Annotated in this window: 21 protein-coding genes and 1 pseudogene; 6 read left to right on the forward strand and 16 right to left on the reverse strand. The window is 42.0% G+C overall.

The annotated features are described in order from the left end of the window. Positions 1–59: 59 nt before the first annotated feature. Positions 60–398: a P-II family nitrogen regulator gene (locus tag ACZ5KY_RS11765; RefSeq protein ID WP_464244093.1), complete on the reverse strand. Its 339-nt coding sequence runs from the start codon at positions 396–398 to the stop codon at positions 60–62. A 454-nt stretch (positions 399–852) separates the two neighbouring features. Here ACZ5KY_RS11765 and ACZ5KY_RS11770 point away from each other — a divergent pair, with 454 nt between their 5' ends. From ACZ5KY_RS11770 to ACZ5KY_RS11780, 3 genes are read left to right on the forward strand one after another with little or no spacing between them, the layout of a single operon-like run. Beyond that, positions 853–1,503, forward strand: a complete 651-nt coding sequence (locus ACZ5KY_RS11770) for a CAAX prenyl protease-related protein (RefSeq protein WP_464244094.1) — start codon at positions 853–855, stop codon at positions 1,501–1,503. Positions 1,504–1,530: 27 nt separating this feature from the next. Continuing rightward, positions 1,531–2,340, forward strand: coding sequence for a ParB/RepB/Spo0J family partition protein (locus tag ACZ5KY_RS11775; RefSeq protein WP_464244095.1), 810 nt, complete (start codon positions 1,531–1,533; stop codon positions 2,338–2,340). Between the two features lie 36 nt (positions 2,341–2,376). Further along, entirely contained in the window at positions 2,377–2,889 is a 513-nt protein-coding gene (locus ACZ5KY_RS11780) for a tetratricopeptide repeat protein (RefSeq protein ID WP_464244096.1), read from the forward strand. A gap of 175 nt (positions 2,890–3,064) precedes the next feature. Here ACZ5KY_RS11780 and ACZ5KY_RS11785 read toward each other — a convergent pair whose 3' ends face one another. The 3 genes from ACZ5KY_RS11785 to ACZ5KY_RS11795 form a co-directional block, all read right to left on the reverse strand. Then, the gene (locus tag ACZ5KY_RS11785; protein ID WP_464244097.1) at positions 3,065–3,379 is read right to left on the reverse strand and encodes a hypothetical protein; all 315 of its coding nucleotides are present in this window, start codon (positions 3,377–3,379) and stop codon (positions 3,065–3,067) included. Positions 3,380–3,827: 448 nt separating this feature from the next. Further along, entirely contained in the window at positions 3,828–5,279 is a 1,452-nt protein-coding gene (locus tag ACZ5KY_RS11790) for a mannose-1-phosphate guanylyltransferase/mannose-6-phosphate isomerase (protein WP_464244098.1), read from the reverse strand. Between the two features lie 447 nt (positions 5,280–5,726). Next, positions 5,727–5,930 (reverse strand): GSU3473 family protein, encoded by a 204-nt coding sequence (locus tag ACZ5KY_RS11795; protein WP_464244099.1) that lies wholly within the window; start codon positions 5,928–5,930, stop codon positions 5,727–5,729. Positions 5,931–6,622: 692 nt separating this feature from the next. Here ACZ5KY_RS11795 and ACZ5KY_RS11800 point away from each other — a divergent pair. Further along, positions 6,623–7,369, forward strand: coding sequence for a PEP-CTERM sorting domain-containing protein (locus tag ACZ5KY_RS11800; RefSeq protein ID WP_464244100.1), 747 nt, complete (start codon positions 6,623–6,625; stop codon positions 7,367–7,369). A gap of 102 nt (positions 7,370–7,471) precedes the next feature. Here the strand turns inward: ACZ5KY_RS11800 and ACZ5KY_RS11805 are convergent, their stop codons facing one another. The 6 genes from ACZ5KY_RS11805 to ACZ5KY_RS11830 all read right to left on the reverse strand — a co-directional run bounded on the left by ACZ5KY_RS11805 (position 7,472) and on the right by ACZ5KY_RS11830 (position 14,876). Next, positions 7,472–8,536 (reverse strand): nitroreductase family protein, encoded by a 1,065-nt coding sequence (locus ACZ5KY_RS11805; protein ID WP_464244101.1) that lies wholly within the window; start codon positions 8,534–8,536, stop codon positions 7,472–7,474. A gap of 26 nt (positions 8,537–8,562) precedes the next feature. Then, complete coding sequence (locus ACZ5KY_RS11810; protein ID WP_464244102.1) at positions 8,563–10,854, reverse strand: efflux RND transporter permease subunit; 2,292 nt, start codon at positions 10,852–10,854, stop codon at positions 8,563–8,565. A gap of 76 nt (positions 10,855–10,930) precedes the next feature. Continuing rightward, positions 10,931–12,499: a DUF1302 family protein gene (locus ACZ5KY_RS11815; RefSeq protein WP_464244103.1), complete on the reverse strand. Its 1,569-nt coding sequence runs from the start codon at positions 12,497–12,499 to the stop codon at positions 10,931–10,933. A 4-nt stretch (positions 12,500–12,503) separates the two neighbouring features. After that, positions 12,504–13,283: an outer membrane lipoprotein-sorting protein gene (locus ACZ5KY_RS11820; protein ID WP_464244104.1), complete on the reverse strand. Its 780-nt coding sequence runs from the start codon at positions 13,281–13,283 to the stop codon at positions 12,504–12,506. After that, positions 13,283–14,164, reverse strand: coding sequence for a ThiF family adenylyltransferase (locus ACZ5KY_RS11825; RefSeq protein ID WP_464244105.1), 882 nt, complete (start codon positions 14,162–14,164; stop codon positions 13,283–13,285). Before ACZ5KY_RS11825 ends, ACZ5KY_RS11820 begins: the two co-directional genes overlap by 1 nt. Further along, on the reverse strand, positions 14,151–14,876 hold the full coding sequence (locus ACZ5KY_RS11830; protein WP_464244106.1) for a PEP-CTERM/exosortase system-associated acyltransferase: 726 nt from the start codon (positions 14,874–14,876) through the stop codon (positions 14,151–14,153). Before ACZ5KY_RS11830 ends, ACZ5KY_RS11825 begins: the two co-directional genes overlap by 14 nt. A gap of 398 nt (positions 14,877–15,274) precedes the next feature. Here ACZ5KY_RS11830 and ACZ5KY_RS11835 point away from each other — a divergent pair, with 398 nt between their 5' ends. Then, positions 15,275–15,976: a CAAX prenyl protease-related protein gene (locus tag ACZ5KY_RS11835; RefSeq protein WP_464244107.1), complete on the forward strand. Its 702-nt coding sequence runs from the start codon at positions 15,275–15,277 to the stop codon at positions 15,974–15,976. A gap of 101 nt (positions 15,977–16,077) precedes the next feature. Here ACZ5KY_RS11835 and ACZ5KY_RS11840 read toward each other — a convergent pair whose 3' ends face one another. Further along, on the reverse strand, positions 16,078–17,142 hold the full coding sequence (locus ACZ5KY_RS11840) for a PEP-CTERM sorting domain-containing protein (RefSeq protein ID WP_464244108.1): 1,065 nt from the start codon (positions 17,140–17,142) through the stop codon (positions 16,078–16,080). 349 nt (positions 17,143–17,491) lie between these two features. On the opposite strand from ACZ5KY_RS11840, the pseudogene ACZ5KY_RS11845 reads away from it, so the two are divergent. Then, positions 17,492–17,620: pseudogene (locus ACZ5KY_RS11845) on the forward strand (IS3 family transposase); the annotation flags it as partial. Positions 17,621–17,680: 60 nt separating this feature from the next. Here ACZ5KY_RS11845 and ACZ5KY_RS11850 read toward each other — a convergent pair. The 5 genes from ACZ5KY_RS11850 to prsK all read right to left on the reverse strand — a co-directional run bounded on the left by ACZ5KY_RS11850 (position 17,681) and on the right by prsK (position 24,524). Then, positions 17,681–18,706, reverse strand: a complete 1,026-nt coding sequence (locus ACZ5KY_RS11850; protein ID WP_464244662.1) for an SDR family oxidoreductase — start codon at positions 18,704–18,706, stop codon at positions 17,681–17,683. 203 nt (positions 18,707–18,909) lie between these two features. Further along, positions 18,910–20,226, reverse strand: coding sequence for a nucleotide sugar dehydrogenase (locus tag ACZ5KY_RS11855; protein WP_464244109.1), 1,317 nt, complete (start codon positions 20,224–20,226; stop codon positions 18,910–18,912). A gap of 100 nt (positions 20,227–20,326) precedes the next feature. Continuing rightward, the gene (locus tag ACZ5KY_RS11860) at positions 20,327–21,052 is read right to left on the reverse strand and encodes a tyrosine-protein phosphatase (protein ID WP_464244110.1); all 726 of its coding nucleotides are present in this window, start codon (positions 21,050–21,052) and stop codon (positions 20,327–20,329) included. After that, positions 21,049–22,431 carry a PEP-CTERM-box response regulator transcription factor gene (gene prsR / locus ACZ5KY_RS11865; protein WP_464244111.1) on the reverse strand — a complete coding sequence of 461 codons (1,383 nt, stop codon included), beginning with the start codon at positions 22,429–22,431 and terminating at the stop codon, positions 21,049–21,051. Before prsR ends, ACZ5KY_RS11860 begins: the two co-directional genes overlap by 4 nt. After that, on the reverse strand, positions 22,416–24,524 hold the full coding sequence (gene prsK / locus ACZ5KY_RS11870) for an XrtA/PEP-CTERM system histidine kinase PrsK (RefSeq protein ID WP_464244112.1): 2,109 nt from the start codon (positions 24,522–24,524) through the stop codon (positions 22,416–22,418). Before prsK ends, prsR begins: the two co-directional genes overlap by 16 nt. Between the last annotated feature and the right edge of the window lie 123 nt (positions 24,525–24,647).

Here is a 24,647-nt window from a genome sequence, read left to right on the forward strand (position 1 = left end):
ATGCGTGTTCGCATTGCCACACATGAGGGATAATTCTAACTATAAATTAGCTAAGTTACCTACAATGCATCATCACCTGTTTCACCGGTACGAATACGAACAACCTCTTCCACTGATGTAACAAAAATTTTACCGTCACCGATTCGACCTGTTTTAGCTGCTTCAGCAATTTGCTCAACAACTTTAGCAACAACATCGTCAGAAACAATAATTTCCATTTTAATTTTTGGAATAAAATCAACAACATATTCAGCACCACGATAAAGCTCAGTGTGCCCTTTTTGACGACCGAACCCCTTTACTTCACTTACTGTAATACCCTGAATCCCAATATCACTTAAAGCTTCCTTAACCTCATCGAGCTTAAAAGGTTTGATTATCGCTTCTACTTTTTTCATAGACAAAATCCTCCATGTAATAATAACGGGCTACAACAAAGCTTACTTTATATTTAAAACATCAATGAAAAAATCAATCATTTAAATTATCTACCAGTAAGGATGTATAGCAATAACCTTGCCACACATGTAGAATAAATTGATCGACAATTTTTCAGCTAATAAATCAGTATGTTATAAATTTCACCAAACAAATAAATTCATTTTCACAAACAAAACAAACTAGAGGTGCCTAGCTTTTAATCAATAACCGAAACAAATTTGCACATTTTTTACTCAGTAGCATGCTTTCAACCTACCACGACAAGGGGTAACCCTAATCACTATAACAAATGAGGGTGAACTGCTTCGTATAAAACAGCAGCATTAGCCCTTGACCTGTCAAACAACGAAACGTAAAACACATTACAATGTTAATAATTTATTTATCTAACTCTCTTTTTGAAAGAATCAAATGAGTCGATTTTATACTAAAAACTGGTTTTGCTATGTTGCGCCTTTCCTACTCTTTTTTGCTCTATCAGAAGCGGCTAGATACCTACCAAACTGGTATTTCCACATCTATCTTGCGAAAATATTTTCAACAGCGGGATTACTTTGGGCCTGGCGCAGCACATTCTACACTGACCTTATGGCTAAACTAACGAACAGCCAACTTATCATATCATTACTCGCTGGAATCATTTCGGTTGCCACTTGGCTCATCTGCATCAACTATGAATGGATTAGACTACCAGCCCACACCATCCCAGAACAGTGGCCTTTACTCTTAAAGGTTTCTGTTATTGGCCTTATCAGCTTTGGTGCATCCTTTGTCGTGCCTATTATGTCAGAATTATTTTGGCGGTCATTTATGTTGCGATATCTTATCGAGCAAGATTTTAAGTCAGTGGCGATAGGACAATTTCAGTTTTTCTCATTCGTTGTTGTCATTGCCCTAACAACACTACCAACAAGCTATACAATTCCAATAGCCCTCACATGTATTATTCAAAATACATTGATAGTCTGGCAGAAAAACCTTCGCTGCTGTATAGTCGCTAATATGCTTTCCAGTACTGCATTAACACTTTACTGTATTTTATATGGTTATCAGATATTATAAATTAAGCAAATTCGCTACAGGATATGTATGAGCTACGAACAAGACAAACTGTATGAAGTCCCGCTTGAACTGTTAAGTCCTGATCCTAACCAACCCCGTAAGTATTTTGCTGAAGGTGCTTTGGATGAGTTGAAGGAAACAATTCAATCACACGGAATTCTACAGCCTGTATTGTTCACCCTCACCACAGATCAGACTTTGATTCTAATTTCAGGTGAACGACGGTATCGAGCGGCTAAGCTAGCAGGGTTAAAAACAATACCTGCTATTTTCAAACAGCATGCAAGCCTAGAAATAGCCATCATTGAAAATATCGTTCGTGAAAACCTTTCCCCTATTGAAGAATCGGAAGCGATTCAGCGTTTAATTGATGAAAAAATTTGCTGTCAAAAAGACCTACCGAGTAAATTAGGAAAAGCAAAATCAACCATTTCAGAAATTCTGTCGCTGAACCGACTACCCAAAGAAATTAAAAATGAATGCCGCTGTAACAATCTTGTCCCACGGGGGATCCTGGTTGAAGTTGCCAAGAAAAGAAAACCACAAACTATGATGGCCTTATATCAAAAGTATAAGGAGCGTGGACTTACCCGTGGCGAAGTACGCAAGGTCGCCAGAAAACCTCGTACCACCGCCCCCGGTGTTGCCATTCAATCAGCGATCAAGCAATTAACATGTAAATTAGATCAAATGTATGAACTCGGATTCAATACTGACGAAGAGAAGTCAACTGTTGAAACACAACTTAAAGACCTTAAAAAGCAAATTGAAACACGCTTAAAAAAACACGCACCGCAAAAAAATATCGAACAAGAAAGTCTTGAATTTAAATTTTAATTGAATCTTTAATCCTAGATTAGATTGGCCACTGACATGCGAACACTATTTCTAAGCCTACTCCTTATTCTCCCGCTTCTCTTCAGCACTGGATGTAGCACGACTGATCCCGGTGAAAATGAATTTAACAAAGGGATAGAAGCGGAACGTTTCGACAAATTAGATCTCGCACAACAACTCTTTGAAGAAGCACTAAAAAAGAACCCAAAACTTGCAGAAGCACACATAAATTTAGGTTTAATTTATATTAAAAAGAATAATCCAGATCGCGCTTGGGAAGAGACAACAACAGGTCTTGAGATAATTAAGGAAACTAAAACCACGATCGTTATGGGTGGCACATGGCAGGAACAAGCATCTCTCGCATACAACAATCTTGCAAAAATTGTTTTTGATAAAGCCATTGAAGCCTATCAAGCTGGCGATATCGAGGCAATGAATCAACACAAAGATCATGCTCTTTCACTGCTACAGCAAGCGGTTGAACTTTCTCCCGATAATGAATTAGCAACAGACAGCCTTGCTTACATCCAACGATGGCAAAACTAGATGAAATTAAACAGGAAAAATATACTTTGGAGTTGTACTGGAATCTACATCCTCGCCCTAATGGGCGGGGTATTTCTGTTACTAAATCAATTCAACCAAGTACGTTTAGGTCTCTTTTTCAGCCTTGCTACCCTCGGCCCAGTAGGACGTTTTTTCCTACTACGCCATCCAACAATCAGCGCGTGGTTGAATCGTCGCGACTCTTAAGCGCATCTTGCTTGCCTACCCAGTAAACGCTCATAACAATCGACGCGAATGACCCGGCACCGATAGCCATGCCACCATCCTGAAATAGACGTGTTAAGCCAAGAGCAACAATAAAGACCATACAGCTACTGGCAACACAGCAGATCGCGACCCATTCAATGAATCGTTTGGGTTCTTTTTCCGATAACGCAATGTTTTGTTCAACCATCGTTTCGCATTGAAGGCATTGCTTTGCGCGACGCGGCAATGGAATTCCACATTGTTGACAATAAAGTCTAGCCATAACTCTCCCCTACGATTCACTAACCAAAAATTGACAATAAAAAACGGGAGACTGCGATGTGCAATCTCCCGTGAATGTTTGGTGGGTAAGGCCAATTTCACCACAAAACATAGACGGTAGTAACGACTCACTATAATACTTAAACATCTGATAAATAAGAGCTAGACAGATTTCTGCCGACAAAACCCTCTCTACCTTACAAATCTCAATGTATTTTCATTTATAATTCTAATTTTCAGATTACCTAATTTCGACCTTCAGTATAACTTAATCTACATGCTTTTTTATATATTTCCACAAACAGTCCTACTGATATAGCTCTGAATAACAGAATTACCTTACATGTAAGGCCTGAAACTTGTCCATATATTTAGAAGTTCTTCATGCTGAACGTGCAGCATAATCAAATTTTGAGTGCATCATATCATAGATCACGACAATCTAGTGACTATCTCCCATACTCATCGTCCAGCCGAACAATATCATCCTCCCCCAGATAACTACCCGATTGCACTTCAATTAAATCCAACGGTAAAATTCCAGGATTTTCAAGACGATGCGCCATACCAATGGGGATATAAATTGACTCATTTTCACTCACAAGAGATATTTTTTCTCCGCACGTGACTCTCGCCGTGCCACTCACAACGATCCAGTGCTCAGCTCGATGATGATGGAGTTGCAGGGATAAGCTCGCACCGGGATTCACCGTTATACGCTTAACTTGAAAACGCTGTGAACTGTCAACACAGGTATAGGCCCCCCAAGGACGATTAACGCGACGATGCAGCAAAGCTTCACCACGTTGTTGCTGTTTAAGCTGATGAACAATCTCTTTAACCTCTTGCACGCGATCTTTATTGGCGACCAAAACAGCATCGGCAGTCTCAACAACGACTAAATTTTCGATACCAACCCCGGCAATTAAACGACTCTCAGAATGCAGGTAACAATTTTGAGTCTGTGTTGTTAAAACATCACCATGTGTAACATTGCCAGAGGAACATTGTTCACCAACCTCCCACAATGCTGACCACGACCCAATATCGTTCCAACCCGCATCGAGTGGTAGCACAACAGCATCTTTTGTTTTTTCCATGACAGCATAATCGATAGAATCGCTGGGACAGACAGAAAACAGGTCAGCATCAAGGCGTAAAAAATCAAGGTCTCGCTGAATGGATCCATGAGCACGTCGGCACGCTGTGAATATTTCAGGATTGTATTTTGCCAACTCCGATAAATATCTGGAAGCTTTAAACATAAACATGCCACTATTCCAGAGATAATCACCCTCAAGAAGATAAGATTGTGCCGTTTCGACGTCAGGTTTTTCGACAAAACGTTCTATTTTAAAAGAAGTTTGGTGTGATATTCTAGGGGTTTCATCGACAAAGACGAGATCATTTGAACGGATCTCATCACCGGCCTTAATGTAGCCGTAGCCCGTTTCAGGCTTATCCGCAACGACACCAAAAGTAACTAACTTACCCTGCTGAGCGATGTGATAACCATGAGCCACCACTTGCTGAAAAGCATCAACTTGTTGAATAAGGTGGTCAGCTGGCAGCACCAGTAAAACGGGATCCTCATCTTCGGCCATCGCTTGCATTGCGGCAATGGCAACAGCTGGGGCGGTATTGCGACCACAAGGCTCCAAAATGATCTCAATACCATCAAAACCGATCATTCGCATCTGTTCGGCGACCATAAAACGATGTGATTCATTACAGACCACCATTGGGCGGGCAACATGACTCACCCCCTTCAACCGTTCTGCTGTCTCCTGCAGCATGGTCAACTCACTATTTAAGGGCAATAATTGCTTAGGATATTCTTCGCGTGATAACGGCCAAAGTCGAGTTCCGGCTCCACCCGAAAGAATGACTGGAATGATCATACAAACTCCTGAAACAGATGAATTCAAAAAGGGCGAGAGAGCAAATTTAAAATAAAAAACAACACTTAAAGCTTTTTTATTTTACCACAAAAAACAAATATTATTACATTGGCCAAACTTATGGAATGATTTTGTAACTGGCTAGCAGGCTGTTGATGAGATGGGCCGTAGTGAGAGATAGACTGTGTGAGACCAGATTTTCGAGAATTTGAGAGAGAATAGCTGGCATATTTGTCGAAAATTATCGGAAATATGCGCCAAGTCAGGCTATTTCGCAGTAGATCGATGTGAAGTCCGTTAGTCTGATAGAAGGGGCAATTCTAAGAGTGGAATCATAGATTAAAACTGACCAGAGCAGAATTTTACGTATATCTACACATTGTTCTAACCCCGAACAAACAATCGTTATCAATAAAATTGTTACCGATGTTTTTCGAAAAACATACGTTAAGAAGCTCGTGGCAGCCTGCGTTCTGGCCCTGCGTAATGATAGTTGTCACGTGTATGTGTGCGAATGGCATCATTCGCAACGGTTACCCAACCAACAGAACGCATAAAACGTTTAAGACTTCCCTCCTTCAACATTCTATCCAAGGCCTGTGGTTTAACCATATCATACAAACCATCCACTCTTTGAATGCGTATAATCATCTCACACCCCCTATGACGGTATTAAGTATAAAAATAATGCCTTTGATTTGTATTAAGCACAAACCAGACCAACAATTATAATACCTTGTTATTTCGAGTTTTTTAAATTTTATTCGCGTGCTTTCAATACATTCAACGGCTAATGTCGATAACTCTTACACCGAAAAAATGTTATTGCTTAGATTGAATAATCTTTTACTTTCGGTTGAGCTGTGTCCAGTCACTGTTAGCATAAAAATCAGGATTACCACTTTAACGCCCGACATCGCATCAGGTGTCTAAATGTAGCCTTTAGATAACAATAGCGTGATCAAATATCTACCTGCGAAGGAACACTCTTCCGACTAAACAACATACCCACCTTGTCAAACATTGGGTAAACCTGAAAACAACAAAGTTAAGTGAATCCATCAAAATTGAATAATTCATTGTATTAATGGCGAATTATACACTGAATAAGCTGTCACATTTCTCAGTAATATTCACAACAATCCCTCTGTCTTTGCCATCAACAGTGGGCGTCGAGATATCTAACACTAAAGCTAAACCCTCATGAAACAGAAAAAAAGATGCATAAATACAGTCACTTACAAGTTGGCAAGAGATTTGCAGATGCTTACTAGTAAAACACTAGGAAGTTTTGCACATCAACGGTCGACATCAGATTCGACCCAGCCGAAAAGGAGAACAAAATGAAAAATCTTATTACTGCCCTATCCATCTTAGCCGTCTGCACCCTAGGTGTAGGAAACGCGAACGCATTGTCATTTCTTCAAGACTGGCAATTAGACGCTGATGGCGCTGGGGGTGTAACCGCACCCGTCATTGGAGAACTGTTTGACACTGTTGGAACAACCTTTGTTACTAACACTTATTCCGATGCGACTAATTTTACTTTTACAGAGACAGCAAGTTTTATAAGTCCTACCTATTTATCACCTGCTTTTGTAACTACGACATGGCCTTTTGATGGCGTATTGAGTGCAGAATTCGTCGGTACTGGTAGTGGGACCGCGGGCGGAGACCTTATTTTTGATACTGGCACACTAGAGATGTTCTTCACTCCTACTGCAGCAACGGCAGAAACACTTGGTACTTTTAATCTACTTGATGGTTATGCATCATTGGATGGTCAAGCGGTGCCTAACGGTATTATTACGACTATTTTTGAATCGACAGCACTCACTACTGCCGTGTGGTTTGATAATGTAGGAACCGATTTGTCGACCATCAGTCCAATTCAATTCGTCCTCGGTTTTGCGACAACAAACGCGTCTCTTGTTACCGAAGATGTGGTTGGTAATATTCAGGATCTAATTATCTCTAACAATGGTCAATTCCGTGTAGCGGTTGTTCCTGAGCCTTCAACCTTCCTCCTTCTTGGTGGTGGTTTACTCGGTCTTGGTTTCATGGCTCGGCGTAAAAAAAATCAAGCATAGTGGGTGAAAAAATGAATGAAACAAAGGGCGAGCCAGAGGGCTCGCCCTTTGTCTGTGAGTCACGAAAATACAGTGCAAAAAGAGGGAGAAATTAACCTATGGTTAATTTAAAAGAAATGTTTCCAATGGCATTCTCAATGCGCGGGTAACCTGAGCCCCCTTACCAATTCGAAACATAGCAAGAAGTGGTACCGATTGATCACAACCGGCGATCTTTAAAAGTTCACCCCTTGTCTGGTTTAACAGATCACGTTGCACTTTAGATACCTTGCCAGCTAATAAACCCTCATCTGCGGCTTGCATTAGGCACGCCAGACCTGCAATAGGCTGTGCGGTTAAACCCTCACTGGCAAACTGCAAGAGTAAACGTTGCCACAATTGGCCCCCCTGCACATAGTCCTGTGGTGTTGAACTTGGTATGGCTAGAATGACGATGGCTGATGCTGTCTTGAGTAATTGCCCTGCCTTCATCTGTATAATTCTTGAGAAACCAACTTTATTCAGTGCGGCAACCAAGCCATGATGCTTTAAAAAGTGAAAAGCTACCTTATCCATTGCATTGAGTCCCAAAGTCTTAATATCAAGACCGTCACCCGTTTTAATCGCATCGTTATCACTCCAGCGAATTTGCTCAAATAGGAAACGATGCAGTTCGGGTACTTCAAAGACCAGACGATCATTCAAAGAGAGCAGACTGGCAAGATCAGCAATCTGTTTTTTTTGACAACACAGCCAGATTTTTTCTCCATCACGTTGAGCAAGCTCTTGCCACACCTTGATTTGGTTGTCGGAGATGTTGACTGGTAAATATTTTTCTCGGTTGGTGTGTCGTTCTGAAATCACTTGGAAGTACGGTGATGGCTCCTCTCTTGTCTCAACCTCTGTAAAATCAATACGAGCAACATGATCTGGTTTCTCAGGATCAGGAAAAAGGTCAACGTTACTGCGTAGCCCTACGTGCGGTGCCGCGATGTGAATATTTTCGAGTAACGCGCCATGAGAGATCAATGAAGCTCGCTGTTTAAGATTGTATAGGGAGGTGTCGCGGTCTGGAACATTATACAAATCGATCACCATATCTTTAACTAAAAACTTCCATGGCTGACAATTATCACCGGATGGCGCCATAATAGCGTGTTGCAAAATGGTTTGCAGTCGTAAGTCCATTGAAACACCTCATAAATAAAAGTTCTTTATTCCACTTTGTGATCAAACTTCAGTAGTAATCCTGGCAATACGAATAGATCACTGACTACAGCAAAAAGCATAATCAACGCACTCAAAAAGCCAAATTGAATGGTTGGGACAAAACTGGCAAAAAGTAAGATGCCAAAGCCACCCGTCATGATCAGAGAAGTTGTAATGATCGGCGAGCCCTTAATAATGATAGCCTGCTGTACGGCTTGATTAACGGAGTGATTATTATTGCGCTGATCCTGATATTCACAAATAAAGTGAATGGTATCGTCGACGGCAATACCAATCGCAACAGCGGCAATGATCGCCGTGGCACTATTTAAAGGGATTCCACAAAACCCCATAATTGCAAAGTTAAAAAGGATCGGTAGAATATTGGGAACCATAGCCAGCACGCCAAGTTTGAATGAACGGAAAATCGCAAACATCAAAATAAATATCAATAAAAAGGCCAGCGATAAGCTCTGAACTTGGCTATTAACAATAAAACTGATCAACTTATTCGCGATCAATGTTTTACCTGTGACCCTCGCTTGATAAGGTGTGCCAGAGGTGATTTCATCAAGATAACGCTGCGTACTGTTGATATATTGCTCAACAGCACTTGAGCTATGCTCGGTAATCCTGGCAGAAATTCGCGCCCAACTTCGTTGAGAATCGATAAAGTTATCAATTTCATCACCGTCATATAAGAGTAGATATTGAGCAGCCATGGCGCGATTGTCTGGCAAGCGGAAATAGGCTTTATCCTCTTGGTGAAAGGCCTTATTCATCTCCCGTAAAAAATTACCGATCGACGTAACCTGACTAACAATAGGTTGCCGTTGCAAATAATCTTCAATATTTTGTAAAAGTTCTAAGGCTTGTGGTTCTAATATCAGATCTGGCTCTGAAGATTGAAGCGATATTTCAAGGGTTTCAACCCCTCCGAGTTGAAGATCAATAAACCTTGAATCTTGATAAACAAAACTCTCTTTTTTAAAATATTCAAGCAAGTTCGTTTCAACATTGATCCGCAAAGCACCAACAATCGAAATCAAAATCAATATAGAAGTCGTGAACAAAATCAATGCACGGTGCTCAGGGACCCTGCGAGCAAACCGTTCAAGTCTATTATGTAATATTGAGGTGTGTTTAACGGAGGGTGTTTTTAGACCGATTTTATTACGCAAAAAATAAAGGCCTAATGGAACTAGCGTCATCGACAGGACAAATTCAGCCATCATCCCACCTGCCGCTGCTAGCCCGAAAAAGCGGATTGGAGGAACATCACTTACAGCTAAAGATGCAAATCCAATAGCGGTTGTAAAGCTCGTCAAAAAACACGGCACTGAAAGAGCAACTAACGTGTCCTTCATGACATCTATCAACGGCAATTGACTTCTATCCCGTTTAAGAAATTCATTGAAGATATGGATACTATCTGAGACAGCAAGCGCCATGATCAGCGGAGGTAGAATCGATGTAATCGGGCTAATTGCTCCACCGATCAGGTTTAGAAAAGCCAGAGTCCAAATCAGACAGACGCTGATGTTAATCATTGCCAAAAGGATCGACCACCGATTACGTAACGCAACACTGACAAAAACAATCAGTAAGGTGAAGGTTAATGGCATAAAGACCATTAAATCACGAGTCATAAAGCGACTTAAATTTACATCCGTCGCCAGCCATCCTGCAATATGATATTCAAAATTACCCCAAGGGGGATCAAGAGTACGAAAAATTTCTTCAATACTTTGGACAAATTGTTGATCAAAGGCAGGGTTTTCGGGTCGACTATCAGGGCGCACAAGAAATAACGCCGCTGTTGACGAACGATTGAACAAGTTATCTCGAACTAAACTACTCGCCAGAGCACGCTGTAATAGTGCATCTTTTTGTTGCTCGTTACGGGGAGGCTCTGCGACAAGGGGCTGGACGATGAAGTCATATTCTGAGCCAACAAAATCTTCTACGTTCGTTAAGCTTAAGACATCGACGACGCCATCAAGCTCTTCTAATCGAGCCGTTTGTTCTATGATAAAACGAACAACTTGTGGATCAAAAACATCTTCGGCGGAAAAACCAATAACCAAAACTTCATCTTCACCGAATTGCTCTTTATACTTTTCGTAAAAAACAAGGTCAGGATCATTATCGATGATCAATGATTCAACAGAAGTTTCTATCGGTAGGGTAACGTAGAAATAGCCAAAGAAAAGCGTCAGAAAAAAGAGCGCTGATAGATACCAAAATGGCCGACGAAAGATAAGATCACAATTTTTACCAACAAGTCTCTTGATCATAAAACCCACCTGTATTTTCGACAACAGACAAGATCTTTACACCGTATATCACGAAACAAATGGCTTAAGTTTTCCATTAAAAGGTCAACTTAACCTTTGCATAAAACTGGTCAGCCTGATCATGCGAACCCAGCATTGTCTCACCATCACCACCGAAGACCATCACCCCAACTTCACATTCAATATTGGCGAAATATTTCAATGTTGCTGCGGGTTGGAGGTAATAACCACCATCGGAGAGGGTATAATTGTACCGTGTTGACAATTCGAGATTGCCACGCCAAAGCGTTTTACTCACTTCACCAAGCAGTGACACGTTATCTTGATCAAAATAGAGGATACGACCTTCATAAGAAAGGATACGGTACCAGGAGGTTTGCAGATTGAAATACCATTCATCGACACTGGTGTAATCGATCCCAACTACGGCATGCACCACCTCTTTACTGATTGAGGTTAAATCAGAACTAAGTAAGGAGACATGGTCGAAATAAGCAACTTCACCACGAAAACCGATTAAATCAAAAACAGTTTCCCATTCAAAACCAACAATTTGTTGCCGCTTATAGTGAGCATCGACCGCTTCATCGCTAAGATCAGCACTGCTCAGGAAATCAGTTGGACGACTCTGTGGATCACCTGAAAAAATGATATTTTTTACTGGGAAACTACGAATTGTTGGTAGAGATTCCCAGCCATAGCGATAACTCAAGGCAAAATCGCTCCGAGAGGCTTGCCACGATAACCGCACCGCAACTGAGCCGTTGCCAAGTGAATCTGACGGTTCATGTTCATTGACACCAAGGCCGAGTGCATAGTCTTTGATCGACTGCGGCAAGTGTGGATTCTGGGCAATCGTTTGTCGTAAATTTCGATACAAAGCCCAATCTGAATCAAAATAATCCAATTCAGATTTTTCAAACCACGGCATAAAGATCGATTCGATACTGAACTTTGACCCATGGAATCGCAACCGAGCTAACCATGAGGGGATTTTCCGTTCTTCTAGGTCAATCGTTATAAACTGACGCATATCATCCGGATTGATGCTATCGAGAGGAGAGAGTTGATCACTTTTCCCCCACCTTACACGCTGGCGACCAAGAGAAAAATCCCAACTATCCCCACGGAGCTTGAGGTAGGCTTCATACAGATTAAGATCATTGTCGCTGCCGACGTAGCTATTGTCGCTATCCAAGAGATCCCACTCAAGCGCAACCCTTCCTTGTAATTTTAGTCCCTGCTGTAAACGGCTATCGTGCTGAACGTGTAATCGACTGCGTAAACGACTCAACCTTTGATCTTCGTAGGATTCATTTTTAAGATCATAGGCAGCAAAACCAACAATTTGGCCGCCGACGGCCAATGCTCTTACTGGAGCCATCGCCAAATCTGAAAATCCTAGCAGTTGTATCGTCTCTGACGGTTGATCACAAAAAAACGGAGAGGATTCTTGACCGCCAACGCTTAACGCTGAAATATGTTCGTCATTATCAGGGATAGTTTGGTCTGGAGTATAAATGGTATCTACTGTGAGAAACTCCGCACAAAATCCCAGTGAGGCAGGCAAAATCAATAACCACAGGCTTAAAAACAAAAGACCTAATGGTGACAACAATTTTCTGTCAAAATGGCGATTTTTCATGATGTTATTGCTCTAGATTTCGAATCGTAAACAACGTATCGGGCAAATTACTGTTGTAACGAACTTGCTTCGTTACTAAATTGGTCGTATGCGCTGACAACAGATCTTCCATAGTCACCTCCATCTCAGTAATGATTCCATCAATTAGTGCGAGTTTTCCAACCTGATACCTCTTGCTGTAACGATTTTTATCGTCATAAAAATCGATCTTTAATGGCGTAAAAGTCTCTACATCAATCAATGAAATGATACGTGAGTATTGCGTATCGGTAGAAGGACGTGGCTCGCTAATCAACACATAGCAACATCGCCCTAAATATTCACTCGGAGCATCGAGTTGATAGGTCCAGTTTTCCAATGGCTGTCGCTGCATATCTTCATAGGTAAAATCAGAATTGACAAAGCTTCGCCCCTGTTGGCTGGTCACAATTCGCCGTGTTCTTTTTAGTGCTGGAAAATAAAGATGTTGTTCTGTGTTCTGTGATCCATCTGTCTCTATCACCAAAAAACTCGTTCCAGCGATATCAGCTGGGGCAGTAAAGCGGATCATCACCTTACGACCGTCCTGATGATCTAGCCGTAAGCTCATATACTCACGCAACCGTTTCTGTCCTCTAGCACTAATCAGCTCCATAGAGCCAACCATGTGCATATCACGACCGACGTCGCGATGATAAACATGCCAAGCAACCTCATCAGGAAGTAGCGGTGCAGCACTGCCTTGTGTTGCGAACATGAAACTGAACAACAGATGAATAAAAATAGCAATATGGCGTTTTTTCATCACTGATGATCCTCCAATCGTTTACAAAATTGGCGATAAATCATCCATGTTTTGAACCGTTGCAGCGGATTTTTACCTCCCCATAACAAATAGCTTTTTTTAAGTTTACGCCGATACATATCGATCTGAATATAATGGGGTACAGCACGAACTTTTTGAGAACCGGTGATGATCTTCACGACTTCAGTTGATAATAACGATGCAGCCAACGTACAGGCAGGGGCAACAGCAGGACCCTTTTGATTTTTGATATCAACTTTATCGAGATCCATGTAAGTGATGTGGTATGGGCTAGGAGCTAATCCTGCGGCAAATGCTGCTAGATTTTGTGTAAAAGTAAGCTTATCACTGGTGGCAAAATATTCGTCGAAACTCATTCCATTTGGAGCAAAAACCTGGAGGGTACTACCAAAGCCGAGTGGCGCACAGGTGATTGCATAGATCCCTTTCTCGCGGGCTCGACAAAAAAGGAGACGACGAACCTCTAAAGCAAAAAAATCAATACCATCGACGAGCACCTGACAGTTAGCAAGAAATTTATCGGCATTATCCGCGCTGATCCCTTCGGAAAAAATGACAACCTCAGCGTGAGGATTAATATCCTGAACCATTTCGGCCAGAACGACGGCCTTATTACGGCCCAGAGTTTTTTGTGAGGCACCAAACTGACGACTAATATTAGCCGCTTCGAAGGTATCAGGATCAGCAATATGAAATGCGCCAACACCTAAACGAGCCAACGTCAGAATATGTAAACCACCAACGCCACCAGCACCGACAACAGCAACGCGAGAATTCAACAGTTGACGCTGTTGATCGATACTGAGCAAACCAATGTTTCTGGAAAATTCATTATTAATCAACAGATCAGATGCGACCATACTCGCTACCTACTTTCTTTATTTGACGCGTATATCGTAACCTAAACACCTCTGCCATCGTGCGAACCCTTGTTGCAAGGGCGTAATTTTTTACCTGTTCATCACAGCCCCGAAGAAAAGCGGGATTTTGGTTAATAATATCTTTAACCGTACCAAGAAATGGGGCACGTAAACCGTGATGATCTTTTTCGGGACCAATTGGTAAGAAGGTCACCTTCTGACGAGCCAACAAAACAAATAACCCCTTTGCCATCGCGGCATATAGATGCGAAATACCCAGTTCAACACACTCTTTAGCAACACAATGAAAAAGTCCGTTGAGCACTTTACTCCGGTTAAGTTTTAATCGAACATGCGAATTATCCTGAAATTGATCGTGATAAATGCGGGAAAGAGCCAGACGTGAAAGCTCACCCATCTTTTCCCGTTTCAAATTGGTATGGTTGTTCGTCAACACAAAAAAATTCTCGACAGGGAAGCCTTTCCCCGAATATAGAATCAACCGAACGGTACCTACCACCTGCTGAGTATGTTTTACAATTGCAGCAAAATGGATAGAATGCGCATCATATTGATCCGTCTCAAGGCCATTCAAGTGATCACTGGGTCGCTCAAAACCACGCTCATCACAATAAACTTTATACCTTAATGCTAAAACGTCCACATACGAGGCATCATTTTGTTTAATTTTTTTAAATTCAATGGTGTCCATAGGTTCTCCTTACAAAAGAAATCTACAGATTCAATAGTTAAGATAAAGCGTAGCATATTCTTAATATCGCTCAATCATCAACCAAACTTACGACTTATTAATGGCTAAAAAATCAACACTTAATTATAATAAAGCAATTTTCATACCATCAACAAATGTTCTATATTCAGCTACTTAAGTCCTCGGCTTATCACCAGACGATTGACTGTAAAATATTTCGACAGTTCTGTTATCAATCTTCGTTACTCAGCTTTTCACTTGCACTCACGTTGACAATTAAACATGATTTAATATAATAAGATTTCACCAACGTCAAAGACGTACGCATAAATAGTAACAACGCATCGCATACACATAACTAATTGTTCGATCAAAGCAATGGAGGCGTAACTAACATCATGGAAAAGAGAAATTATCGCTCCACCAGTTGGATACGCATTTTACCATTTGCCCTGTTCATGGGATTCATTGCCGTTGAAGGAGCAGCACGCTTTCTATTGGAAAAAAACCTAATCACTATCAATGAGGGTCATTTACTTTACCTCTATCCAATCAAGGTGATTGTTGTCGGGTTAACACTGACCGTGCTGGCTAGCCACTACAATGAGATTAAACTTTCAGATCTCAAAAAGTGGCGACACACTCTGTTAAGTCTTTTATCGGGTCTGATAATTTTTGTTTTATGGATTAATCTGGATGGGATCTTCACAACTCAAGGAAATCCCAATGGCTTCGATCCTAGGATTATGGAAGACAATCAAATCCGCTTGGCGATGATTATTGTACGCCTTGCTGGTGCGGTAGTGATCGTACCCATCATGGAGGAACTATTCTGGCGATCCTTTTTACTTCGCTATATCATCGATCAGGAGTTCACAAAGGTTGCCATCGGACGTTTCACCTGGTTTTCCTTCATCGCAACAACCGTACTCTTCGGTCTCGAACACCATCTAATTATTGCCGGCATGATGGCAGGGGCACTCTTCAATTTGCTCCTCTACCGCACTCGAAGTATTGCCCAATGTATCCTTAGCCATGCGGTAGCGAATCTAGCTTTGGGCATTTACGTACTAGAAACTGGACAATGGCAATTTTGGTAATTAAATATTAAAACAACTAAAATTAAAAAAGGAACGGGTTTCAACAAAAAAGGCGGGGTCATATGACCCCGCCTCAAAATTTAGTATTAAATCCGCTAGTTTTATTTACGCTTTCGACCAAACCAAACAAGACCAATAAGACCACTACCAAGAAGGATAAATGTGGACGGTTCGGGCACAACCTGGTGATCCTCAGCGGTTGTTCTCAAAATAAACAACTGTTCCGGACCATCGTTTAAAAATTCCAGACTCATATCCACACTGAATGTATCGTATAGCGAACCGATGGTCCAATTAGCCAGAAACGCATCTAGTTCGGGTGAATTGAGGGCATAAGCTGCGGTGTTAAATCCCAGATTGTGGTCTAGGACTGTCTCACCTACGGTGCACGGGCCAGGGTGAATTGTGGTGCCATCGGCACTGACACACAGGTCTCCACCGGAAAGAACAAAGCTGCCTGGATCACCGTATGACACATAAGGATTCTCAGGTCCAGCGCCAGAGGTATTGGCATACTGGGTCACATCGTTACCTGTATTTACGTCGGTAAAATCAAAATAGATTGTTGGGGCCTGATTGTTACTATCACTTATCTGCACCTGACCCCAACCAAAGAGGTTCTGCAGAGGATTCCCGTCGATATCGGTGCTGCCTTTCTGGTTATTATTGAAAAAGAAAGTCAGATCCGAGCCATCAAGAAAAGTTGTTAATGATGACAGGGTAGAATCCCAATACTCTTCGCTGTCGCCGAGAAACTCTTCAGAAAAAGTATAGGCCTGGTTGCCATTCGGATAAGAAGGGTCATCTGCCTGTGTCATATAATACGATGAATTGTCCAATGATTCAGTCGGAGCATCATAAGCCTGATCCATCCCTGCAGGGTTAATTTCGTTAATATCATTTGCGTTAGTGTAAATGATAATTGCATCACTCTGAGGATTCGGAGATCCGACATACCAGTCATCAGAGGCACTGTATGGAACTCCGTTATCCATATAATCAAGTAACGGCAGGGAGTAGGAATAAAAATCGCCATATTGTATAGCGGTGGGTATAGCGGTACCCGGGAACAAGCCAGGATCAGGAAATGCAGGCGGCAACTGCAGTGCAAACAGGTTGCCAGTTAAAAAGAAAAACAACAAGGTCATGAGTAGAATTTTTTTCATAACAGTACCTCCCCTATATCATTCAGCCAGCTAACATTGATGGGGCTCCATCTGGGAACCTTAATACACTAACTCTGCAAAAAACATTCCACCATTTGGCAGTAGCGGACAAACAGGCTGTATGTGGAAAATAATGCTACTTCCTTTATACCCTCTACTGCTGACAATCAACATATAACTGTTAAATATCAGGCAACTACCAATGTCTGGCACAGTTATCCTTGCTATCATTTCCACACCACTGGCACGCCATGCTCTAAATGACAATCTAAGCTTGGTATTTAATATGTCTATTGATCTGTTTACCATTCCGACTCATTTGTCGATTTTCTTTACAGGGGGATTACCGAATGAATTGAAATGTTTGGTCAAAGAATCAGTCGAGACTTATAATCGTATAAGGCCACACTTGAGCCTTAATATGAAAACTCAAGAAGAAGTACATAAAAAAGCCACCTCCAAGGTGGAGGTGGCTTAGTAAAACCCGTCAATCTATTTTAGGACGGGACAAATTATAATAACAATCGCTATGAGCGTCTTACCCCTTTTCTTTGTAATACCATCTCATTGTCTTCACGATCCCCTCAGTAACAGAATGTTTCGGATCATAACCAAAAAGACGCTTTGCCTTACTGATATCCGCCTGAGAATGTCTCACATCGCCTGAGCGAAACTCTCGATAGACCGGCTGTTGAGTGTAATTCGTACCGTGGCGTGCCAATGATGATTTTAAGATATCATAAAGATCATTGAGAGACGTTCGACCGCCAAAAGCAACATTATATGCCTGATTTTTTGCTTCACCATCAGCTAAAGCAGCCAACAGATTGGCCTGAACTGCATTATCAACAAAACAAAAATCACGACTCGTATCACCATCACCATTAATAAAAATAGGAGATTTTGTGATCATCGCATCGATCCACTTCGGAATCACTGCAGCATAGGCTCCTTGAGGATCCTGTCGTTTACCGAACACATTAAAGTAACGCAAACCAATCGATTTGAACCCATAGTTATCAGCAAAAACCCTCGCATAGAGTTCATCAACGTATTTAGTGATCGCGTAAGGTGAAAGTGGTGTACCAATGTCATCTTCAACCTTGGGTAATCCGGGGTGGTCACCATAAATAGCACTTGAAGATGCGTAAGTAAAACTTTCAACGTTTGCATCACGAGCGGCAACTAACATATTAAGAAAACCACTAATGTTGTTTTGATTTGTAATGATTGGATCACTGATAGATCGTGGCACAGAGCCAAGCGCAGCTTGATGTAATACATAATCGACCCCTTCACAGACTTGCTTACAACGTGAGAGATCGCAAATATCACCTTCAACGAAAGAGAATCGTTGCCACTGCGCCACAGAAACTAAACGCTCAACCTCATCAAGGTTGTGTTGATAGCCAGTTGAAAAATTATCTAAACCAACAACCCTTTGATCAAGAAGCAACAACTGCTCGATAAGGTTAGAGCCAATAAAACCAGCACAACCTGTTACCAGCCATATTTTTGGACTCGATTGAAGTTCTTTTTTACGTTGAATATAGTTTTCTATCATCATGTTCACTCACAAAAATAACTAGCAGGCTGTCGGACTTGACAAGAACCTGCTACGAATCAGCTGGACTTGGCCCATATTACCGTCCATTTTCGACAAATAGGCTCACTATTCGCTCTCAAATGGTCGAAAATCTGGTCTCAAGCCAGCTGTTTCTCGCTACGGCCCGTCAAGCCCGACAGACTGCTAGCATTACAAAATGACTATAGTGACCAATAAACAAAACCAAGTTCTTTTGCTTTTTGTGGTTCAACAGCGCCCTTAACGTCAATCAACACACTGTTGCCTTTTCTTTGGTCACAAAAGGACTTGAGTTCCTGCAATGTCATTTTCTTATAATCATTATGCGCCACGGCCAAAACAATCGCATCGACCAAACCAACATCGGTCAATTCTGTAAGCTGAATACCATACTCATGTTGTGCCTCAGCAGGATCAGCAACAGGGTCATGAACAATGACCTCAACATCGTAATCTTTTAGTTCGTTAATAACATCAATCACCTTGGTATTGCGAATATCTGGGACATTCTCTTTAAATGTTAACCCTAAGACCAAAACTCTGGCTCCTTTTACCATTTTTCCAACTTGAATCATCTTCTTCACGGTGTTCTCTGCCACATACTTGCCCATACCATCATTAATCCGACGACCAGCCAGAATAACCTGCGGATGATAGCCAATTTGCTCAGCTTTATGGGTCAGATAATAAGGATCTACCCCGATGCAGTGGCCACCAACCAATCCGGGAGTAAAGGGAAGAAAGTTCCATTTAGTTCCTGCTGCAGCCAGAACATCTGTGGTCGAAATGTTGAGTTTATCAAAGATAATGGATAGCTCATTCATCAAGGCGATATTGAGGTCACGCTGAGTATTCTCGATCACTTTAGCGGCTTCGGCAACCTGAATCGAACTCGCTCGATAAACACCGGCATGAACAACCAATTCGTAAACCTTAGCAACCGTTTCCAGTGTTATATCATCTTGCCCAGAAACAACCTTGGTGATCTTGTCAACGGTATGAACTTTATCGCCGGGGTTAATCCGTTCGGGCGAATAACCAACGGTGAAATCACTTCCACACTTAAGGCCCGAATATTCTTCCAACAAGGGGACGCAAACTTCTTCAGTAACACCAGGGTAAACCGTTGATTCGTAAACAACAATACTGCCTGCGCGCAGATGTTTGCCGATAGTAATTGACGAAGAGCGTACTGGTGTAAGATCAGGGTTATTATTAATATCAATGGGTGTGGGAACGGTAACAATGAAAAAAGTTGCCTCTGACAACCGACTGGCATCGGTTATATAGTGAATACAGCTTTCAGACAGCTGTTCATTACTCACTTCCCCCGTCGTATCGTGGTTATTTTCGAGTTGCTCTACCTTACGTTTGTCGATGTCGAACCCAATGGTGTAACAATATTTACTAAAAGCTACAGCAAGCGGTAGCCCAACATAACCTAGACCGACAACAGCTATTTTTGCCTCTTTCGATAGAATTTTCTCCACAGTAACCATGATAGATCTCCCCTTTTGATGTTAAATACGTCAATTTGTAGCCGAAAAGTAATGACAACTCCTCCCACGTGGGTATTCATAGTACTAATCTCTATTTGATTTACGCTATATTGTCGAACTGCCACACCTGCTCTATTCCGCACAAAGACTTTCTCAATTGCCGGACACGATGGCCATCACTACCAAAGTATTTATAATGATCCTGTTTTTGATGCAAATTCGCGACGCGCTGCACCTCCTGTCCGTATACTCCGCTAAAACTACCGAAATTCCCTTGGAGTAAACATCCCATGTCGATAATTTCTTTCACTATCGGGGGGAATTCTTCAGAAAATAGCGTATCAGTAGACTTTGAATTGTAGATAAAACGTCGTAGAAAACCCGCAGACTTTCTACCAGGCATCATCGTGGGGTAACGCTCAGGATGGGCCAATAATGGGATAAATCCCCGGCGTCTAATTTGAAAAATAGCCTCTTTTAGTAAATTAAAACTAGCCGTTGGAGAAATTTCAAACAACAACAGATTGGAGTCACCGAGGGTCAGTGGATTTTCGAGACGATCGAAAAACAATTCATCCACGTAGTACTCCATTCCGACTTTAAGCCGTAGTGGGATCCCAGCATCATTTAGGACATCCTGTAAACCACATACGGCATCTTTAATCAGCTCAACAGGGTAATCGAATAAACCGCTAATGCAATGTGGCGTACAATGGACACATGTAAATCCAGCGTCAACGAGTAGAATGGCCATCTCTACAGCTTCATCGATATCACGACAACCATCATCTAATCCCGGTAATATATGGCAATGATAATCAATCATTTGTGAACCTTTGGTAATGCGTGTTTTTTCATCAAGTCGTAAAACGTCGGCCGACTGACATCGAGTTCTTCCGCCGCCTTTACCACAACACCATCATGACGTTTTAAAGCTACGAGCAGCATGTTCCGCTCAAGTCGATCCCTCCCCTCCTTAAGAGTCATCACGCTTTTGTCATCGAGGGTATCGACCTCTTCTTGCTTACTGACAACAAAACCAAGATCGGTTGGATTCAAAATTGAACTATCAGCCATCAGGATTGCGCGTTTAATCTTGTTCTCCAGTTCACGAACATTTCCAGGCCAAAGGTAACTATTCATAGCCTGTTCTGCCGCAGGACTAAATCCCCTAATTTTCTTGCCAAAATCACTGGAATAACGGCCAAGAAAAAGATTAGCCAACAGTCGAATATCGTCTCTTCGTTCGCGTAATGGTGGTAAGCCAAGAGAGATCACACTGATGCGATAATAAAGATCCTCACGAAAGCGTCCGTCAGCAATCGCCTCTTCGATATTAACGTTGGTGGCAGCGACAATACGGGCATCAATTTCAATATCTTCACGTCCCCCTACTCGTTGAATCGTCTTTTCCTGAAAAAATCGCAACAGCTTCACCTGAAGGAGCAACGGCAACTCGCCAATTTCATCGAGAAATAGTGTTCCACCATGGGCAAATTCAACCTTCCCCTGAACACGGGCAGCAGCTCCGGTAAAAGCCCCTTTTTCATGACCAAAAAGTTCGGCTTCGAGTAGATTCTCCGGTATCGCTCCACAATTTATGGGGATAAAGGGTCCATTTTTACGTAAGCTCAGGTCGTGAATCGCCCTTGCAACCAACTCCTTACCGGTGCCATTTTCTCCCAGAACCATGATTGGGATATCGGCTGAGGCCACCTTGCGAATCGTGGTAAAAACTTTCTCCATCTCTGGGCAGTGACCAAAAATACCACTCATCACCCCTTGTTGGCGTGATGTCGTCTTCTGCAATTGGCGATTTTCGGCTTCGAGGGATGTAAGATGAAATGCACGTTCTAGAATGATCTTTAGCTCAGCAAGGTCGATCGGTTTACGATAAAAATCATAGGCACCAAGTTGCACCGCCTTGAGAGCATTAACTCGGTCCTCATTGCCAGACAAAACAATAACCTTCGTCTCTGGGCGCTTGGCAAGTATTTTCTCCAAACAGCGCAACCCCTCTGTTGCGCCATCGACATCAGGTGGCAGCCCTAAATCTATCGTCATCACTTTTGGACAATGAACGTCAAAAAGCTTCACAGCCTCAGTAACATCCTCTGCGAGCAACACCTTATATTGTTTACCTAGTCCCCATTTAAGCTGCTTACGAATTTCGGGGCTATCATCAACGATCAACAATTTTTCCACTCGGCCCTCTTTTCCGAATTGGCATCAGCTCTCTCATCACTATCATTTTGCGTTAACGGTAACCAAACGGTAAAAATCGATCCTTTACCACGTGAACTTTGAACATCAATTCGCCCACCGTGAGCTTTAATTATTTGCTGACACTGATACAACCCAATTCCTACCCCTTGTTTTTTTGTCGTTTCAAAGGGCTTGAATAAACGATGTTCAATAAAATCCGCACTCATCCCTTTGCCACTATCAGCAACCCTCACAAAAGCTAAGCCATTGCGACCTACTTCAACAGCAATCGGTTGTCCTACTGCCGAGGCTTCTCGAGCATTATGTAAAAGATTGAGTAACACCCCTCGAACTTCAGACTTATCACCACGTATCTGCACCGTATCACCAGATAGGACCACCTCACCATTTCCACAGGAGTTGATCGCTGACTTAGCGACTTCAAATAAGTCAATATTGTTCATCTCTAGTTGCGGTTGTTGCTTAACATTCTGCAAGCGACTAATCATCCCCTTCATGTTCTCTACCGTATTTTCGAGAGTCTCGAACATATCGACACGAAATTCAGGGTCATCAATATAATCGCGTGAATTATCAACCACCATTGCCAAACCAGAGACTAAGTTCTTTAAATCATGGATAACAAATGTTGATACACGGCCGATAACGGCCATTTCATTCGCAACGAGTAGATCCGTATAAAGCTTTCGGCTCAGCAATACGCTAATCGTCTGATGGGCTAAAATTTTCATCAGATCAAAGTCCTCATAGGTCAATGCTTCCTTCGCATAATTACGACTTCCAAGTGCGATGAAGCCTTCAAGGCTTTGCTCAAAACGTAATGGCACAAGAAAGGAGCACTTCATTTGACTTAATTGTGCCCAATCTCCTTTCAACAATGCTGCATCACCTTCATTGAGTTCAACAACCCAATCACAATCACACATTTTTGCCAGTAGTGGATGATCGGCTGTCAGGGGAAGAGTCCTGATCTTATTTTCAAACGACGCAGAACAGTAATACTGACCACTCTCTTGATCACGTAAAAAAAGGGCCGCCCCTTGCAAGAAAAAGGTGTCTGCAAAAAAATCAAGAATCCCCTGTTCTAAAGTTTCACGACTTTTTGCCGACTCCAACTTTGCGGTAAACTCGCTCCATTCTTTGCGGTAGTCATATTTGTGCTGATAAAAATTTTTATGCAAAAAGACCCGAATACAACGTCGTATTCGTCCAGACAGTAAAATGATGACAAAAAAAACCCCTAATGCAACAGCCAATGAAACAAAAAAAACTCGGTGGCCAACGAAATTAATGTAACGAATCCCTGCACCAAACAAACCAAGCACAACTAAATAGAAACCCATGGCTAATATGACAACTGAACGATAGGCAATATCACGGGAAACCCGGATACGCACCTCAACTTCTCCACGACGAAATCGGCTGTAAGCCATAAGGGCGACACCAAGTAGCAAACTAAGCGAACGCACGGGTAAAAGGTTCATATCAAGGGATCGGTAAAATAACGATTGGCTATAGTAAATCACCAATACCACCAACAATACACCGACACCAATCACTTCAAACTTGACGCGCCAACGATCTGGACGCGATAAAGACCTTAGCGTTTGCTCCATTAAAAAAAGAATCAGGACCAATGCAGCGACAAGCGTCACATAAAAAAAGTACCCCCATGAGCCGAGGAAAAGGAGTTTTTCGTCACCGAAATCTGGAGAATAAAAGACCTCAGATATGGGTACAGTAGAAACGAGGATAAACACAGGGCTGATCAACAACAAAATTCGTAACGTTTTTGATAGCCCCTGCCACCCTCCCTCTCGCGCAAAAGTCAATGCAAAGAGTAACCAGAAAAATGGCAAACACGCCTCAGTCACCAAGGCAAATTGTTTCCAATCCAAAAGCAATTCAGGTTCGAGTAAGGCCTTCAAATCACAAAATTCAAGAACAAGACAGGCAACCAAACCAATAATTTGAGCGAAAAGAGACACACGCCACTGTTTTCGAAACAACAAAATCCCGACATACAGCAAAACTGCAACGATTGAAAAGAGAGAGAGTGTCAATTGCACCATAAATAAAGTGCCTCAAAATACACTGGTTAAAGTTCACTACACAGATCAATCAAGAACAACATAACTTCACTAGCAGACTGTCGGATTTAACATGGACCTACTGCGAACTAGCCTGACTTGGCC

The organism is Desulfuromonas svalbardensis (assembly GCF_055389415.1).